A 16,369-nucleotide genomic window follows, 5' to 3' on the forward strand; every position below is an offset into this window, starting at 1 on the left:
GTTCGGGAGATCCGTTACTGGATGGCCCGGCCGGCAAAAAGGCAACCCGACGCCTGTCTTTGTGAATGGGATGTTCCCGTTAACAGGATGGGGTCAACTGGAGATAGGCAGTGGACAGAGCGGAAAAACGCGAACTCGTCACGGGCCTGAACGATGCGTTCTCGGGCGCAGGTTCAGTGGTCGTGGCCCACTATGCCGGTATCACCGTCGCGCAAATGAACGACCTTCGGTCGAAAATGCGCGCCGCCGGTGGCACCGTTAAAGTCGCGAAGAACCGTCTCGCCAAAATCGCTCTTCAGGGCACGGACTCCGCATCGATCATCGACCTGTTCAAGGGACAGACGCTGGTCGCTTATTCGGAGGATCCGATTGCGGCGCCGAAGGTCGCGTCCGATTTCGCCAAGGGAAATGACAAGCTTGTCATTCTCGGCGGCGCAATGGGCACGACCTCGCTTGACGCCGACGGTGTGAAGGCACTCGCCACACTTCCGTCGCTCGACGAGCTGCGCGCCAGGCTGGTTGGCATGATCGCCACGCCAGCAACCCGGATCGCCCAGATCGTCAATGCACCCGCGGCTTCGGTCGCGCGCGCCATCGGCGCTTACGCCCGGAAGGACGAGGCGGCATGAGGCCGTTCCTCGCTATCACAAACACACGTTCGAACCTAACGAAGGAATACAACAATGGCTGATCTCGCAAAGATCGTAGACGACCTTTCGAAGCTGACCGTCCTCGAGGCGGCTGAGCTGTCGAAGCTTCTGGAAGAAAAGTGGGGCGTTTCGGCTGCTGCTCCGGTGGCGGTTGCCGCTGCTGGCGGCGCTGCCGCCGCCGCTGCTCCGGTCGAAGAGAAGACCGAATTCGATGTCGTCCTCACCGAGGCCGGCGCTCAGAAGATCAACGTCATCAAGGAAGTCCGCGCCATCACCGGTCTTGGCCTCAAGGAAGCCAAGGATCTGGTCGAAGCGGCTCCGAAGCCGGTCAAGGAAGGTGTTTCCAAGGCCGACGCCGACAAGTTCAAGGCCCAGCTGGAAGCAGCCGGCGCCAAGGTCGACCTGAAGTAAGCGTATAAAGCGGCGGGCGGCCTCGCGCCGCCCGCCACTCCCTTCGCCCGGAAGGGAGGACGCGTAACGCGAGATGTACGAGAACCTCTTTCCTGAGGGCCTGGAAACGGCCTTCAGGAAACGGGTTTTCTCCCGTTTTAGCCGGCCACCGACGGGAGGTCGGAGAACAGACAGAGAGCCGCCGCCCAGGTGGCTCGGAATGCAAGGCGAACCGCGGCGAGGTTCGCCCCGAGTTTAGAGCTAAGGAGCGACGATGGCCCATACCCAGACTTTCAATGGCCGCAGACGCGTACGCAAGTTCTTCGGAAAGATCCCGGAAGTTGCGGAGATGCCGAACCTCATCGAGGTTCAGAAGGCGTCCTATGACCAGTTCCTGATGGTGGACGAGCCCAAGGGCGGCCGTCCGGACGAGGGACTGCAGGCTGTTTTCAAGTCGGTCTTTCCGATCTCCGACTTTTCCGGCTCCTCGATGCTGGAGTTCGTGAAGTACGAGTTCGAAGGACCGAAATTCGACGTTGACGAATGCCGTCAGCGCGACCTGACCTATGCCGCGCCGCTGAAGGTGACGCTGCGCCTCATCGTGTTCGATATCGACGAAGATACCGGCGCCAAGTCGATCAAGGACATCAAGGAGCAGGACGTCTACATGGGCGACATGCCGCTCATGACCTTGAACGGCACCTTCATCGTCAATGGCACCGAGCGCGTCATCGTCTCGCAGATGCACCGTTCGCCGGGCGTCTTCTTCGACCATGACAAGGGCAAGTCGCATTCGTCGGGCAAGCTTCTGTTCGCCGCGCGCGTCATTCCCTATCGCGGTTCGTGGCTCGACATCGAGTTCGATTCCAAGGACGTCGTGCACGCCCGTATCGACCGTCGCCGCAAGATCCCCGTGACGTCGCTCTTGATGGCGCTCGGCATGGATGGCGAAGAGATCCTGTCGACCTTCTACAACAAGATCACCTACAAGCGCGCCGGCGACCATTGGCGCATTCCGTTCAACGTCGAGCGTTTCCGCGGCCTTAAGGCCGTCGGCGACCTGGTCGATGCCGATACGGGTGAGGTCGTTGTCGAAGCTGGCAAGAAGATCACCGCCCGCCAGGCGCGTCAGCTCGGCGAAAAGGGCCTGAAGGCGATCAAGGCGACCGACGAGGACCTGCTCGGCAACTATCTCGCCGAGGACATCGTCAACTACGCCACCGGCGAGATCTTCCTCGAAGCCGGCGACGAGATCGACGAGAAGACGCTGAAGGTGCTGCTCGGCACCGGTGAGCAGGAGGTGCAGATCCTCGACATCGACCATGTCAATGTCGGCGCCTACATCCGCAACACGCTCGCCGTCGACAAGAACGAGAGCCGCCAGGATGCGCTGTTCGATATCTATCGCGTCATGCGTCCGGGCGAGCCGCCGACACTCGAGACCGCCGAAGCCATGTTCAACTCGCTGTTCTTCGACAGCGAGCGCTATGACCTGTCGGCCGTCGGCCGAGTCAAGATGAACATGCGCCTCGAACTCAAGGCCGAAGACACCGTGCGCGTGTTGCGCAAGGAAGACATCTTGGCCGTGGTCAAGACGCTGGTCGAACTGCGCGACGGCAAGGGCGAGATCGACGACATCGACAATCTCGGCAACCGCCGCGTTCGTTCGGTCGGCGAGCTGATGGAGAACCAGTACCGCGTCGGCCTGCTGCGCATGGAGCGCGCGATCAAGGAGCGTATGTCCTCGATCGAGATCGACACGGTCATGCCGCAGGACCTGATCAACGCCAAGCCGGCGGCCGCCGCCGTGCGCGAGTTCTTCGGTTCCTCGCAGCTGTCCCAGTTCATGGACCAGACCAACCCGCTGTCGGAGATCACCCACAAGCGCCGTCTTTCGGCGCTTGGACCGGGCGGCCTGACCCGCGAACGCGCCGGCTTCGAAGTGCGCGACGTGCACCCGACGCATTACGGCCGTATCTGCCCGATCGAGACGCCGGAAGGCCCGAATATCGGTCTGATCAACTCGCTGGCCACGTTCGCGCGCGTCAACAAGTACGGCTTCATCGAGAGCCCGTACCGCAAGATCGTCGACGGCAAGCTGACCAATGACGTCGTCTATCTCTCGGCGATGGAAGAAGCCAAGCACCATGTCGCGCAGGCCAACGCCGAACTCGACAAGAATGGCGGCTTCGTCGACGAGTTCGTCATTTGCCGCAGTGCCGGCGAAGTGATGATGGCGCCGCGCGAAAACGTCGATCTGATGGACGTGTCGCCCAAGCAGATGGTGTCGGTGGCCGCGGCCCTGATCCCGTTCCTGGAAAACGACGACGCCAACCGCGCGCTGATGGGCTCCAACATGCAGCGTCAGGCCGTGCCGCTGGTGCGCGCCGAGGCGCCGTTCGTCGGCACCGGCATGGAGCCGGTCGTCGCCCGTGACTCGGGTGCCGCCATCGGCGCCCGCCGCGGCGGCATCGTCGACCAGGTGGACGCTACCCGTATCGTTATCCGCGCGACGGAAGATCTCGATCCGGGCAAGTCCGGCGTCGACATCTACCGGTTGATGAAGTTCCAGCGTTCGAACCAGAACACCTGCATCAACCAGCGTCCGCTGGTGCGCATGGGTGACCGGGTCAACAAGGGCGACATCATCGCCGACGGTCCGTCGACGGAGCTCGGCGATCTGGCGCTCGGCCGCAACGTGCTGGTCGCGTTCATGCCGTGGAACGGCTACAATTACGAGGATTCCATCCTCTTGTCCGAGCGCATCGTCGCCGACGACGTCTTCACCTCGATCCATATCGAGGAGTTCGAGGTTATGGCGCGCGATACCAAGCTCGGTCCGGAGGAAATCACGCGCGACATTCCGAACGTCTCGGAAGAAGCGCTGAAGAACCTCGATGAAGCCGGCATCGTCTATATCGGTGCGGAAGTGCAGCCGGGCGACATCCTGGTCGGCAAGATCACGCCGAAGGGCGAAAGCCCGATGACGCCGGAAGAGAAGCTTCTGCGCGCCATCTTCGGCGAAAAGGCTTCGGATGTGCGCGACACTTCGATGCGCATGCCTCCGGGCACCTTCGGCACCGTCGTCGAGGTGCGCGTGTTCAACCGCCACGGTGTGGAGAAGGACGAGCGCGCCATGGCGATCGAGCGCGAGGAGATCGAACGCCTTGCCAAGGACCGCGACGACGAGCAGGCGATCTTGGACCGCAACGTCTACGCCCGCCTCTCCGACGTGCTCGTCGGCAAGGAAGCGATCGCCGGACCGAAGGGCTTCAAGAAGGGCTCGACGCTGTCCAAGGATACGCTTGACGACTATCCGCGTTCGCAGTGGTGGCAGTTTGCCGTGGAGAACGAAAAGCTCCAGAGCGAACTGGAAGCCCTGCGTGGCCAGTATGACGACTCCAAGAAGGCGCTCGAACAGCGCTTCATGGACAAGGTCGAGAAGGTCCAGCGCGGCGACGAAATGCCTCCGGGCGTCATGAAGATGGTCAAGGTCTTCGTGGCGGTGAAGCGCAAGATGCAGCCGGGCGACAAGATGGCCGGCCGTCACGGCAACAAGGGTGTCGTGTCGCGCATCGTTCCGGTCGAGGATATGCCTTTCCTCGAGGACGGCACGCATGCCGATATCGTGCTCAACCCGCTGGGTGTGCCGAGCCGCATGAATGTCGGCCAGATCCTGGAGACGCATCTGGGCTGGGCCTGCGCGGGAATGGGCCGGAAGATCGGCGAATTGATCGACGCCTATAAGGCGGGCGGCGACATCAAGCCGTTGCGCAAGACGTTGGAAAGCTTCATGCCCTCCAACGACCGCAACGAGCCGATCCGCGAATATGACGACGAGAGCATTGTCCGCCTCAGCGAGCAGATGCGCCGCGGCGTCTCGATCGCGACCCCGGTGTTCGACGGCGCGCACGAGGCCGACATCAACACCATGCTGGAGCAGGCTGGCCTGCACACCAGCGGTCAGTCGCAGCTCTATGACGGACGCACCGGCGAGCCGTTCGATCGCAAGGTGACGATGGGCTATATCTACATGCTCAAGCTTCACCACCTCGTGGACGACAAGATCCACGCGCGTTCGATCGGTCCGTACTCGCTCGTCACCCAGCAGCCGCTGGGCGGCAAGGCGCAGTTCGGCGGCCAGCGCTTCGGCGAAATGGAGGTCTGGGCGCTGGAAGCCTACGGTGCCGCCTACACGCTGCAGGAAATGCTGACGGTGAAGTCGGACGACGTCGCCGGCCGTACCAAGGTCTACGAGGCGATCGTCAGAGGCGACGACACCTTCGAGGCGGGCATCCCGGAGAGCTTCAACGTGCTCGTCAAGGAAATGCGGTCTCTCGGCCTCAATGTCGAGCTGGAGAACACCAAGCTCGACGAAGCACCGGTTCGGCTGCCAGACGCTGCCGAATAGGGAGTAAACAAGACATCCGGTCGCGGGAGAGGGCTCCCGCGACCGGATGCATCAATTTCTTCGGCCGGTGGGCCGACCACTCAGCGGGCATTCGGCCCGCGTTAGATGCAAGGGGTTTTCGAGGACCCCGAAAAGGAGAACGGCATGAACCAAGAGGTCATGAATCTCTTCAATCCCCAGGCGCCCGCGCAGGTGTTCGATTCCATCCGGATCTCGCTTGCCAGCCCTGAGAAGATTCTGTCCTGGTCGTTCGGCGAGATCAAGAAGCCGGAGACCATCAACTACCGCACCTTCAAGCCGGAGCGTGACGGTCTTTTCTGCGCACGCATTTTTGGTCCGATCAAGGACTATGAGTGCCTGTGCGGCAAGTACAAGCGCATGAAGTACAAGGGCGTCATCTGCGAAAAGTGCGGCGTCGAAGTCACGCTGTCGCGCGTGCGTCGCGAGCGCATGGGCCATATCGAGCTCGCCGCCCCCGTCGCCCACATCTGGTTCCTGAAGTCGCTGCCCTCGCGCATCGGCACGCTGCTCGACATGACGCTGAAGGATATCGAGCGCGTCCTCTACTTCGAGAACTATATCGTCACCGAGCCTGGCCTCACCGCGCTGAAGGAGCACCAGCTGCTCAGCGAGGAAGAGTATATGATCGCCGTCGACGAATATGGCGAGGATTCCTTCACCGCCATGATCGGCGCCGAGGCCATTCATGACCTTCTGGCCGGCATGGACCTGGAGAAGATCGCCGGCGACCTGCGTTCGGAGCTGGCTTCGACCACGTCCGAGCTGAAGCAGAAGAAGTATCTGAAGCGGCTCAAGGTCGTCGAGAACTTCATGGAATCCGGCAACCGTCCGGAATGGATGATCATGAAGGTGGTTCCGGTGATCCCGCCGGACCTGCGCCCGCTGGTTCCTCTGGACGGCGGCCGTTTCGCGACGTCCGACCTGAACGACCTCTATCGCCGCGTTATCAACCGCAACAACCGTCTGAAGCGGCTGATCGAACTGCGTGCCCCCGGCATCATCGTGCGCAATGAAAAGCGCATGCTGCAGGAAGCCGTCGATGCGCTGTTCGACAACGGCCGCCGCGGCCGCGTCATCACAGGCGCCAACAAGCGCCCGCTGAAGTCGCTGTCCGACATGCTGAAGGGCAAGCAGGGCCGGTTCCGCCAGAACCTGCTCGGCAAGCGCGTCGACTATTCCGGCCGTTCGGTCATCGTCACCGGTCCCGAGCTCAAGCTGCACCAATGCGGCCTGCCGAAGAAGATGGCGCTCGAACTGTTCAAGCCCTTCATCTACGCCCGTCTCGACGCCAAGGGTTACTCCTCGACCGTCAAGCAGGCGAAAAAGCTGGTCGAGAAGGAGCGTCCGGAGGTCTGGGATATCCTCGACGAAGTCATCCGCGAACATCCGGTGCTGCTGAACCGCGCGCCGACGCTGCACCGCCTCGGCATCCAGGCGTTCGAGCCGATCCTGATCGAAGGCAAGGCAATCCAGCTGCATCCGCTGGTCTGCACGGCCTTCAACGCCGACTTCGACGGCGACCAAATGGCCGTTCACGTGCCGCTGTCCTTGGAAGCGCAGCTTGAAGCCCGCGTGCTGATGATGTCGACCAACAACATCCTGCATCCGGCTTCCGGCGCGCCGATCATCGTGCCGTCGCAGGACATGGTTCTGGGTCTCTATTATCTCTCGATCGTCAACCAGAACGAGCCGGGCGAGGGCATGGTGTTTGCCGACATGGGCGAACTCCAGCATGCGCTCGAGACCAAGGCGGTGACGCTGCACGCCAAGATCAAGGGTCGCTTCCGCTCGGTCGACGCCGAAGGCAAGGTCGTGTCGAAGATCTACGACACCACGCCTGGCCGCATGATCATCGGCGAGCTTCTGCCGAAGAACGTCAACGTGCCTTACGAGACCGCCAACCAGGAGATGACCAAGAAGAACATCTCCAAGATGATCGACACCGTCTACCGCCACTGCGGTCAGAAGGAGACGGTCATTTTCTGCGACCGCATCATGGCGCTCGGTTTCGCCCATGCCTGCCGTGCCGGCATTTCGTTCGGCAAGGACGACATGCTGATCCCGGACACCAAGACCAAGCTTGTGTCGGACACCGAGGCTTTGGCCAAGGAATACGAGCAGCAGTACAATGACGGTCTGATCACGCAGGGCGAGAAGTACAACAAGGTCGTCGACGCCTGGGCCAAGTGCTCGGAAAAGGTCGCCGACGAGATGATGGCCCGCATCAAGGCGGTCGAGTTCGAGGACAATGGCCGTCAGAAGCCGATGAACTCGATCTACATGATGTCGCACTCCGGTGCGCGTGGCTCGCCCACCCAGATGCGTCAGCTCGCCGGCATGCGCGGCCTGATGGCCAAGCCGTCGGGCGAAATCATCGAGACGCCGATCATCTCGAACTTCAAGGAAGGCCTGACCGTGCTCGAGTACTTCAACTCGACCCACGGCGCCCGTAAGGGTCTGGCCGACACCGCCTTGAAGACGGCGAACTCGGGCTACCTCACCCGCCGTCTGGTCGACGTGGCGCAGGACTGCATCGTCAACTCCGTGGATTGCGGCACCGACAAGGGCCTCACCATGCAGCCGATCGTCGATGCCGGTCAGGTTGTTGCTTCGGTTGGCCAGCGCGTGCTGGGCCGCACCGCGCTCGACGACATCAACCATCCGGTGACCGGCGATCTGCTGGTCAAGGCCGGCAAGCTGATGGACGAGCGCGATGTGGAGCAGATCGAAAAGGCCGGCGTTCAGTCGGTCCGCATCCGTTCGGCGCTGACCTGCGAGGTCAGGGTCGGCGTCTGCGCGGTGTGCTACGGACGCGATCTGGCCCGCGGCACCCCGGTCAACCAGGGTGAAGCCGTCGGCGTCATCGCGGCGCAGTCGATCGGTGAGCCGGGCACCCAGCTCACCATGCGTACCTTCCACATGGGCGGTACCGCGCAGGTGGTGGACTCTTCGTTCCTTGAAGCCTCCTATGAGGGCAAGGTCGAGATCCGCAACCGCAACGTGGTGCGCAACTCTGACGGCCAGCAGATGGTCATGGGCCGCAACATGGCGGTGCTGATCCTCGACGAAGCCGGCAAGGAGCGCGCCACGCACCGCGTCACCTATGGTTCGCGCATCTTCGTGGACGATGGCGACAAGGTGAAGCGCGGCCAGCGTATCGCCGAGTGGGATCCCTATACCCGCCCGATCCTCACCGAAATCGAGGGCAAGGTGGCGTTCGAGGATCTGGTCGACGGCATTTCCGTGCAGGAAACGGCCGACGAGTCGACCGGCATCACCAAGCGTGAGGTCATCGACTGGCGTTCGACGCCGCGCGGCAACGACCTGAAGCCGGCGATCGTCGTCCAGGACACCAAGGGCAAGGTCGGCAAGCTGTCGAAGGGTGGCGATGCCCGCTTCCTGCTCTCGGTTGAGGCCATTCTCTCGGTCGAGCCGGGTGCGCAGGTTCGTCCCGGCGACGTGCTGGCGCGTATCCCGATGGAAAGCGCCAAGACCAAGGACATCACCGGTGGTCTGCCGCGTGTTGCCGAACTGTTCGAGGCACGTCGTCCCAAGGATCACGCCATCATCGCCGAGATCGACGGCACGATCCGCTTCGGCCGCGACTACAAGAACAAGCGTCGCATCATCATCGAGCCGCATGACTCGACGCTTGAGCCGGTCGAATACCTGATCCCGAAGGGCAAGCCGTTCCATCTCCAGGACGGCGACGTCATCGAGAAGGGCGACTACATCCTCGACGGCAATCCCGCGCCGCACGACATCCTGGCGATCAAGGGCGTGGAAGCGCTTGCTTCCTACCTCGTCAACGAGATCCAGGAAGTCTACCGTCTGCAGGGCGTGTCGATCAACGACAAGCACATCGAGGTGATCGTTCGCCAGATGCTGCAGAAGGTCGAGATCACCACGCAGGGCGACTCGACCTATATCCCGGGCGACCATGTCGACGTGATCGAACTGGAAGAGGTCAACGAGCGGCTGATCGAGGACGGCAAGAAGCCGGCCGAAGGCCAGCCGGTGCTGCTCGGCATCACCAAGGCGTCGCTGCAGACGCCGTCCTTCATCTCGGCCGCCTCCTTCCAGGAGACGACCAGGGTGCTGACGGAAGCAGCCGTCGCCGGCAAGACCGACATGCTGCAGGGCTTGAAGGAAAACGTCATCGTCGGCCGGCTGATCCCGGCCGGTACTGGCGGCACGATGAGCCAGATCCGGCGCATCGCCACCTCGCGCGACGAACTCATCATCGACGAGCGCCGCAAGGCCTCCGGTGTGGAAGTGGCCGAGCCGATGCTCGCCGACATGACAACCGCCGCGCAGTAAGCGCGGCGGCAAGGATCTCAGGCAACAGAAGCCGTCGGGGCAACCCGGCGGCTTTTTCGTTTCACATCAACCCGAGGAGGGAAACATGAGCAGAAAGACATGGACGGCTGTCGACGACTACATCGTCGCCTCTCTCTTCGAGCCGGATCCCGTGCTCGACGCGGTTCTTGCCGCCAACCGCGATCACAGCCTGCCGGCGATCGATGTCTCGGCGGCGCAGGGAAAGCTACTCTCGCTGCTGGTGCGCATCGGCGGCGCCAGGAAGGTACTCGAGATCGGCACGCTTGGCGGCTATTCGACCATCTGGATGGCGCGGGGATTGCCGGCCGACGGCAAGATCGTGACGCTCGAACTTGATCCGCACCATGCCAAGGTCGCGCGTTCGAATTTTGAGCGGACTGATGTCTCGGGCAAGGTGGACTTGCGCGTCGGCCCCGCATTGCAATCGCTCGCCGCGCTGAGTGACGAGAATGCCGGCCCGTTCGACCTCATCTTCATCGACGCCGATAAGCCGAACAATCCGAACTATCTCGACTGGGCCATGCGGCTGTCGCGCTCCGGAACGGTCATCGTCTGCGACAACGTCATCCGCGACGGCGATGTGGTGAACGAAGACGGACGCGACGCCAATGTCGAAGGCGCCCGCGCCGCGTTTTCATTCATCGGTGGCGACAGACGGCTGGACGGCACAGCCATCCAGACCGTCGGCGCCAAGGGCTATGACGGCTTTGCCATCGCGATTGTCGATTGAAGGCAACTACCGGAGTTGGATATACCAGCGCCTTCAGTCCTGTTCTCAGTCATCTGAGATTGTCAGACGTCGACAAGGCAGCGGTCGAGAAGCAATCAGTCGAAAAACGCTTCCACCACGTTGCGCTTGCCGAGCATGAAGGCGTCGGCGACATGCTGCAGCGGCGCCAGATCCACATCCGACGTGCCGGCGCGAACGAGTTCGGCGAACCGCCTGTAGAGCATCGGGTATTCCGCTTCCGGCTCCTCATGGACGACACGTCCGTCGATTGCGAGTTTCGAGCCGCCACCGGAAAGCAACATCTTGCCGGCATCGGTGTCGGCAAGGATGTCCCAGCTTTGAGGGCCAGTCTGCAGCCAATCGAGGTCCATGGTCACCGGCAAACCGTTCGAGGTGCGAAATGTGACTTGCGCCGCGACCGGGGCAGCGCGGTTCTCTGGAAAGTCGAGTGCCGCCGAGGTGACGTGCATCGCCGGCAGGATATAGGTCGCGATCGACAGCGCGTTGATGCCGGGATCGAAGACACCGAAACCGCCGGGTTGCCAGATCCAGTCCTGGTTCGGATGCCAGCGACGGACATCTTCCTTCCAGACGATCGCCGCGGAGCGGATTCGGGTCGATGCGAGAAAGCCGCGTGCCGCTTCAACCGCCGGTGCATAGCGCGAATGCCAGCTGGCAAAGAGGGAAACACCCTGCTTTGCAGCCAGCACCTTCAGGTCCTCGACCTCGCTGACCGTGGCGCCCGGCGGCTTTTCGAGGAAGACATGTTTCTTGGCCTCGAGTGCGGTGCGGGCGGCATCGTAGCGGAATTGCGGCGGCATGCAGAGCGATACGGCGTCGAGCTCCGGCACCGCGTCGAGCATCGCCTCGATGGTGGGAAAATTCGGGATGCCGTCGACCCTGCCATGCCGGCTTGCTGCGGCGGCGAGGCGGTAGGCCTGGTCCTTCGCCAGGGCCGGCAGGTGCTGGTCGCGCACGATCTTGCCGACGCCGATGATGCCGAGCTTGATGGGATTATTGGTCGAGGACATGTGTGCTCCGGAATGGGAATGGCAGATTTTTCTATGCGCGAGAAGACGGCCGGGTAACTTGCGGTAGAGCGTCTGTCCAGCCGACATCAGCCGCGTCCGGACTTGATTCTCATATCGGCTCGTCGAAAGTAACGATCGACACTTCGCCTTCGAGCGCGCCCTGGTAGGCTGAAAGGTGCGGCTCCTCGTCAGGCACGCCGTCCATGTCGCCGATCTGGTCGAGCTCGGCCTCGGCATAACCTTCCGCGGCGAGCGATTCGAGGGCGCGGCGCACCGCCGAATCGTCGTCGGGCGCGACAAGCATGACATGCACGCCTTCCGCCTTGCCGCCTTTGCGCTTCCACACCCGGCCGGTGATGATGGTGACCGGGCGTTCTTCATTGTCGTTCACGGGCTGATTCCTCCTGGCAAGGGCCGTATGAGGGACTTTGAGTGCTCAGGCGGCCTTTTCGCATGAAGCAGGGCCGCGCGACAGCCGGAAGCCGGTCACTTTCTTCCTCGCCCTTGCAAATTGGCGAAAGAAAATTACATGCGGTTTTCGCATGGCTGCCAAGCCCCGGCTTCAATGCAATATTTGCCGTTGCGGGGTTGACGCTTCGCGGGCTTGCGAGTAGAAGCCGGCCAGTCAGAACCGATGTGAGGCTCTCCTTTCCGAAGCGACACGCTTTGGAGTTTGCTTCAAACAGGGTTCATCTTACGAGCGAAAAGACATTTCCGGCGTGCATGAAGCGGCTTCCGCTTCCTCTGCGATTTGTTCGGGCAGGACCGCGAGGCGCGGTTTGTGGCCCGAATTTGCGTATGGAAATGACGCTTTGAGCGGCCCTGACCGGGCGAGACACGGAATTGAGAGACAAGAGGGTTTAATGCCTACCGTCAACCAGCTGATCCGCAAGCCGCGCATTGCGCCGGTGAAGCGCAACAAGGTCCCGGCCATGCAGCAGAACCCGCAGAAGCGGGGCGTCTGCACGCGCGTCTACACGACGACGCCGAAGAAGCCGAACTCGGCGCTGCGCAAGGTGGCCAAGATCCGCCTGACCAATGGTTTCGAGGTGATCGGTTACATCCCCGGCGAAGGTCACAACCTTCAGGAGCACTCCGTGGTCATGATCCGCGGCGGCCGCGTCAAGGACCTTCCGGGCGTCCGTTACCACATCATCCGCGGCGTGCTCGACACGCAGGGTGTGAAGAACCGCAAGCAGCGCCGTTCGAAGTACGGTGCGAAGCGTCCGAAGTAAGGTTTTCCGGCTTCGGCGCTGTTTTGAGCGCGCCAGGCTATGAGAGATTGAGAGACAAAAGCCATGTCCCGTCGTCACAGTGCAGAAAAGCGTGAGATCAATCCGGACCCGAAGTTCGGCGATCTGATCGTTACCAAGTTCATGAACGCCGTCATGTATGACGGCAAGAAGTCGGTCGCCGAGACCATCGTCTACGGCGCGCTCGACCAGGTTCAGTCGAAGACCAAGCAGGAGCCGGTCACCGTCTTCCATCAGGCGCTCGACAATGTCGCGCCGCATGTGGAGGTGCGTTCGCGTCGCGTCGGCGGCGCCACCTACCAGGTTCCGGTCGACGTGCGTCCCGAGCGTCGCCAGGCGCTGGCCATCCGTTGGCTGATCGCGGCTGCTCGCAACCGCAACGAGACCACCATGGTCGACCGCCTCTCCGGCGAGCTGATGGATGCGGCCAACAACCGCGGCACGGCCGTCAAGAAGCGTGAAGACACCCACAAGATGGCTGAAGCCAACCGCGCTTTCGCACACTACCGCTGGTAAAGCGCGAACAGGACTGAGAGGCAGCTACGATGGCCCGCGAATACAAAATCGAAGACTACCGCAATTTCGGTATCATGGCGCATATTGACGCCGGCAAGACGACGACCACCGAGCGCGTCCTCTATTACACGGGCAAGTCGCACAAGATCGGCGAAGTGCACGACGGCGCTGCGACCATGGACTGGATGGAGCAGGAGCAGGAACGCGGCATCACCATCACGTCCGCCGCGACCACGACCTTCTGGAAGGGCCGTGACGGCAAGATGCGCCGCTTCAACATCATCGACACCCCCGGACACGTCGACTTCACCATCGAGGTCGAGCGTTCGCTGCGCGTGCTCGACGGCGCCATCGCGCTGCTCGACGCCAACGCCGGTGTCGAGCCGCAGACGGAAACCGTCTGGCGTCAGGCCGACAAGTACCGCGTGCCGCGCATGATCTTCTGCAACAAGATGGACAAGATCGGCGCTGACTTCTACCGCTCAGTCGAGATGATCGGCTCGCGCCTCGGTGCGCAGGCTGTCGTCATGCAGCTGCCGATCGGCGCCGAGACCGAGTTCAAGGGCGTTGTCGACCTCGTCGAGATGAACGCGCTGGTCTGGCGCGATGAGACCCTGGGCGCTGCCTGGGACGTCGTCGAGATCCCAGCCGACCTCAAGGATCGTGCCGAGGAATATCGCGAGAAGATGATCGAAGCCGCCGTCGAAATGGACGAGACGGCACTCGAGAACTACCTCGAGGGCAAGATGCCGTCGAATGACGAGATCCGTTCGCTGATCCGCAAGGGCACGATCGCGGTCAAGTTCTTCCCGATGTTCTGCGGCTCGGCTTTCAAGAACAAGGGCGTGCAGCCGCTGCTCGACGCCGTCGTCGAGTACCTGCCGTCGCCGGCGGACGTACCCGCCATCAAGGGCGTCGATGCCAAGACCGATGCCGAGATCGAGCGTCATGCCGTTGACGACGAGCCGCTGTCGATGCTCGCCTTCAAGATCATGAACGACCCGTTCGTCGGTTCGCTGACCTTCGCCCGCATCTATTCGGGCAAGCTCTCGAAGGGCATCTCTGTCGACAACACCGTCAAGGGCAAGAAGGAGCGCATCGGCCGCATGCTGCAGATGCATGCGAATTCGCGCGCCGACGTCGAAGAAGCTTTCGCCGGCGACATCGTCGCCCTGGCGGGCCTCAAGGACACGACCACCGGCGACACGCTTTGCGATCCGCTGCATCCGGTCATCCTCGAGCGCATGGAATTCCCGGATCCGGTCATCCAGATCGCGATCGAGCCGAAGACCAAGAACGACCAGGAAAAGATGGGCCTCGCGCTCCATCGCCTGGCTGCCGAGGATCCGTCCTTCCGCGTCAAGACCGATGAGGAAAGCGGCCAGACCATCATCTCCGGCATGGGCGAACTGCACCTCGACATCATCGTCGACCGCATGCGCCGTGAGTTCAAGGTCGAGGCCAATGTCGGCGCGCCGCAGGTGGCCTATCGCGAGACGATCACCCGCAAGCACGAGCAGGACTACACCCACAAGAAGCAGACCGGCGGTACCGGTCAGTTCGCCCGCGTCAAGGTTCTGTTCGAGCCGAATTCGGAGAGCGAAGACTTCGTGTTCGAGTCCAAGATCGTCGGCGGCGCGGTTCCGAAGGAATACATTCCGGGCGTCGAAAAGGGCATTCAGAGCGTCATGGGCGCGGGTCCGTTCGCGGGCTTCCCGATGATCGGCGTCAGGGCGACGCTGATCGACGGCGCCTACCACGACGTCGACTCCTCGGTCCTGGCCTTCGAAATCGCTTCCCGCGCCTGCTTCCGCGAAGCCGCACCCAAGCTTGGCGTGCAGTTGCTCGAGCCGATCATGAAGGTCGAGGTCGTGACGCCGGAAGATTACGTCGGCAGCGTCATTGGTGACCTGAACGGCCGCCGTGGCCAGATCCAGGGCCAGGAAGCACGTGGCGTGGCCGTGGTCATCAATGCGATGGTGCCGCTCGCCAATATGTTCAAGTACGTCGACAACCTGCGCTCGATGAGCCAGGGCCGCGCGGCCTACACGATGCAGTTCGACCACTACGAGCCGGTCCCGACCGCAGTCGCCCAGGAAGTCCAGAAGAAATACGCGTAACTCGAAAGAGCTGCCGCGATAACGCAATTCAAAGCCCGCATGGGCGAGCAGGAAATGGAGACATCACATGGCAAAAGGTAAATTCGAGCGCACTAAGCCTCATGTGAACATCGGCACGATTGGTCACGTTGACCATGGCAAGACGTCGCTGACGGCGGCGATCACGAAGTATTTTGGCGAATACAAGCGCTACGACCAGATCGATGCGGCGCCCGAAGAGAAGGCGCGCGGCATCACGATCTCGACGGCTCACGTCGAATACGAGACGGCCAACCGCCACTATGCCCACGTCGACTGCCCCGGCCACGCCGACTATGTGAAGAACATGATCACCGGTGCGGCGCAGATGGACGGTGCGATCCTGGTGGTGTCGGCCGCCGACGGCCCGATGCCGCAGACCCGCGAGCACATTCTGCTGGCCCGTCAGGTCGGCGTGCCGTCGATCGTGGTGTTTTTGAACAAGGTCGACCAGGTCGATGACGCCGAGCTGCTGGAACTGGTCGAGCTCGAGGTTCGCGAGCTGCTGTCGAAGAACGAATTCCCCGGCGACGACATTCCGATCGTCAAGGGTTCGGCCTTGGCCGCGCTCGAGGATTCGAACAAGACGATCGGCGAGGACGCGATCCGCGAGCTGATGGCTCAGGTCGACGCCTACATCCCGACGCCGGTTCGTCCACTCGACAAGCCGTTCCTGATGCCGATCGAGGACGTGTTCTCGATCTCGGGCCGCGGCACGGTGGTGACCGGCCGCGTCGAGCGCGGCGTGGTCAAGGTCGGCGAGGAACTGGAAATCATCGGCATCCGTCCGACGACCAAGACGACCTGCACGGGCGTCGAGATGTTCCGCAAGCTGCTCGACCAGGGCCAGGCCGGCGACAACATCGGCGCGCTGCTGCGCGGCGTTGA

Annotated in this window: 11 protein-coding genes; 9 read left to right on the forward strand and 2 right to left on the reverse strand. The window is 62.3% G+C overall.

Features of this window, described 5'->3' with window-relative positions:
* Positions 1-110 precede the first annotated feature (110 nt).
* The 5 genes from rplJ (at position 111) to FJ938_RS25440 (ending at position 10,543) form a co-directional block, all read left to right on the forward strand.
* A complete protein-coding gene (gene rplJ, locus FJ938_RS25420; protein WP_140698627.1) occupies positions 111-629 on the forward strand; it encodes a 50S ribosomal protein L10 in 519 nt (172 codons plus the stop codon).
* A gap of 54 nt (positions 630-683) precedes the next feature.
* Positions 684-1,061, forward strand: coding sequence for a 50S ribosomal protein L7/L12 (rplL, locus tag FJ938_RS25425; protein ID WP_015317993.1), 378 nt, complete (start codon positions 684-686; stop codon positions 1,059-1,061).
* A gap of 253 nt (positions 1,062-1,314) precedes the next feature.
* Positions 1,315-5,451, forward strand: a complete 4,137-nt coding sequence (rpoB, locus tag FJ938_RS25430; RefSeq protein WP_140698630.1) for a DNA-directed RNA polymerase subunit beta — start codon at positions 1,315-1,317, stop codon at positions 5,449-5,451.
* A 144-nt stretch (positions 5,452-5,595) separates the two neighbouring features.
* On the forward strand, positions 5,596-9,792 hold the full coding sequence (gene rpoC, locus FJ938_RS25435; RefSeq protein ID WP_140698632.1) for a DNA-directed RNA polymerase subunit beta': 4,197 nt from the start codon (positions 5,596-5,598) through the stop codon (positions 9,790-9,792).
* An 85-nt stretch (positions 9,793-9,877) separates the two neighbouring features.
* Positions 9,878-10,543 carry an O-methyltransferase gene (locus tag FJ938_RS25440; protein ID WP_140698635.1) on the forward strand — a complete coding sequence of 222 codons (666 nt, stop codon included), beginning with the start codon at positions 9,878-9,880 and terminating at the stop codon, positions 10,541-10,543.
* A 95-nt stretch (positions 10,544-10,638) separates the two neighbouring features.
* Here FJ938_RS25440 and FJ938_RS25445 read toward each other — a convergent pair whose 3' ends face one another.
* Entirely contained in the window at positions 10,639-11,574 is a 936-nt protein-coding gene (locus tag FJ938_RS25445; protein ID WP_140698638.1) for a Gfo/Idh/MocA family oxidoreductase, read from the reverse strand.
* A gap of 109 nt (positions 11,575-11,683) precedes the next feature.
* Entirely contained in the window at positions 11,684-11,965 is a 282-nt protein-coding gene (locus tag FJ938_RS25450) for a transcriptional regulator (RefSeq protein WP_140609814.1), read from the reverse strand.
* A 472-nt stretch (positions 11,966-12,437) separates the two neighbouring features.
* Here FJ938_RS25450 and rpsL point away from each other — a divergent pair, with 472 nt between their 5' ends.
* From rpsL to FJ938_RS25470, 4 genes are all read left to right on the forward strand, one after another.
* A complete protein-coding gene (rpsL, locus tag FJ938_RS25455) occupies positions 12,438-12,809 on the forward strand; it encodes a 30S ribosomal protein S12 (RefSeq protein ID WP_006333356.1) in 372 nt (123 codons plus the stop codon).
* A 63-nt stretch (positions 12,810-12,872) separates the two neighbouring features.
* Positions 12,873-13,343 (forward strand): 30S ribosomal protein S7, encoded by a 471-nt coding sequence (gene rpsG, locus FJ938_RS25460; RefSeq protein WP_008875664.1) that lies wholly within the window; start codon positions 12,873-12,875, stop codon positions 13,341-13,343.
* Between the two features lie 29 nt (positions 13,344-13,372).
* Positions 13,373-15,463 carry an elongation factor G gene (gene fusA, locus FJ938_RS25465; protein WP_140609815.1) on the forward strand — a complete coding sequence of 697 codons (2,091 nt, stop codon included), beginning with the start codon at positions 13,373-13,375 and terminating at the stop codon, positions 15,461-15,463.
* A 67-nt stretch (positions 15,464-15,530) separates the two neighbouring features.
* A partial coding sequence (locus FJ938_RS25470) for an elongation factor Tu (protein WP_140698641.1) occupies positions 15,531-16,369 on the forward strand: 839 nt, incomplete at its 3' end.

This window comes from Mesorhizobium sp. B2-4-14 (genome assembly GCF_006442155.1).
Taxonomy (GTDB): Bacteria; Pseudomonadota; Alphaproteobacteria; order Rhizobiales; family Rhizobiaceae; genus Mesorhizobium.

Excerpts from the sequence above, each read along its gene's own strand:
- rplL (WP_015317993.1), top strand. The coding sequence starts at position 684 with ATGGCTGATCTCGCAAAGATCGTAGACGACCTTTCGAAGCTGACCGTC.
- rpoB (WP_140698630.1), top strand. The coding sequence starts at position 1,315 with ATGGCCCATACCCAGACTTTCAATGGCCGCAGACGCGTACGCAAGTTC.
- rpoC (WP_140698632.1), top strand. The coding sequence starts at position 5,596 with ATGAACCAAGAGGTCATGAATCTCTTCAATCCCCAGGCGCCCGCGCAG.
- FJ938_RS25440 (WP_140698635.1), top strand. The coding sequence starts at position 9,878 with ATGAGCAGAAAGACATGGACGGCTGTCGACGACTACATCGTCGCCTCT.
- FJ938_RS25445 (WP_140698638.1), bottom strand. The coding sequence starts at position 11,574 with ATGTCCTCGACCAATAATCCCATCAAGCTCGGCATCATCGGCGTCGGC.
- rpsL (WP_006333356.1), top strand. The coding sequence starts at position 12,438 with ATGCCTACCGTCAACCAGCTGATCCGCAAGCCGCGCATTGCGCCGGTG.
- rpsG (WP_008875664.1), top strand. The coding sequence starts at position 12,873 with ATGTCCCGTCGTCACAGTGCAGAAAAGCGTGAGATCAATCCGGACCCG.
- fusA (WP_140609815.1), top strand. The coding sequence starts at position 13,373 with ATGGCCCGCGAATACAAAATCGAAGACTACCGCAATTTCGGTATCATG.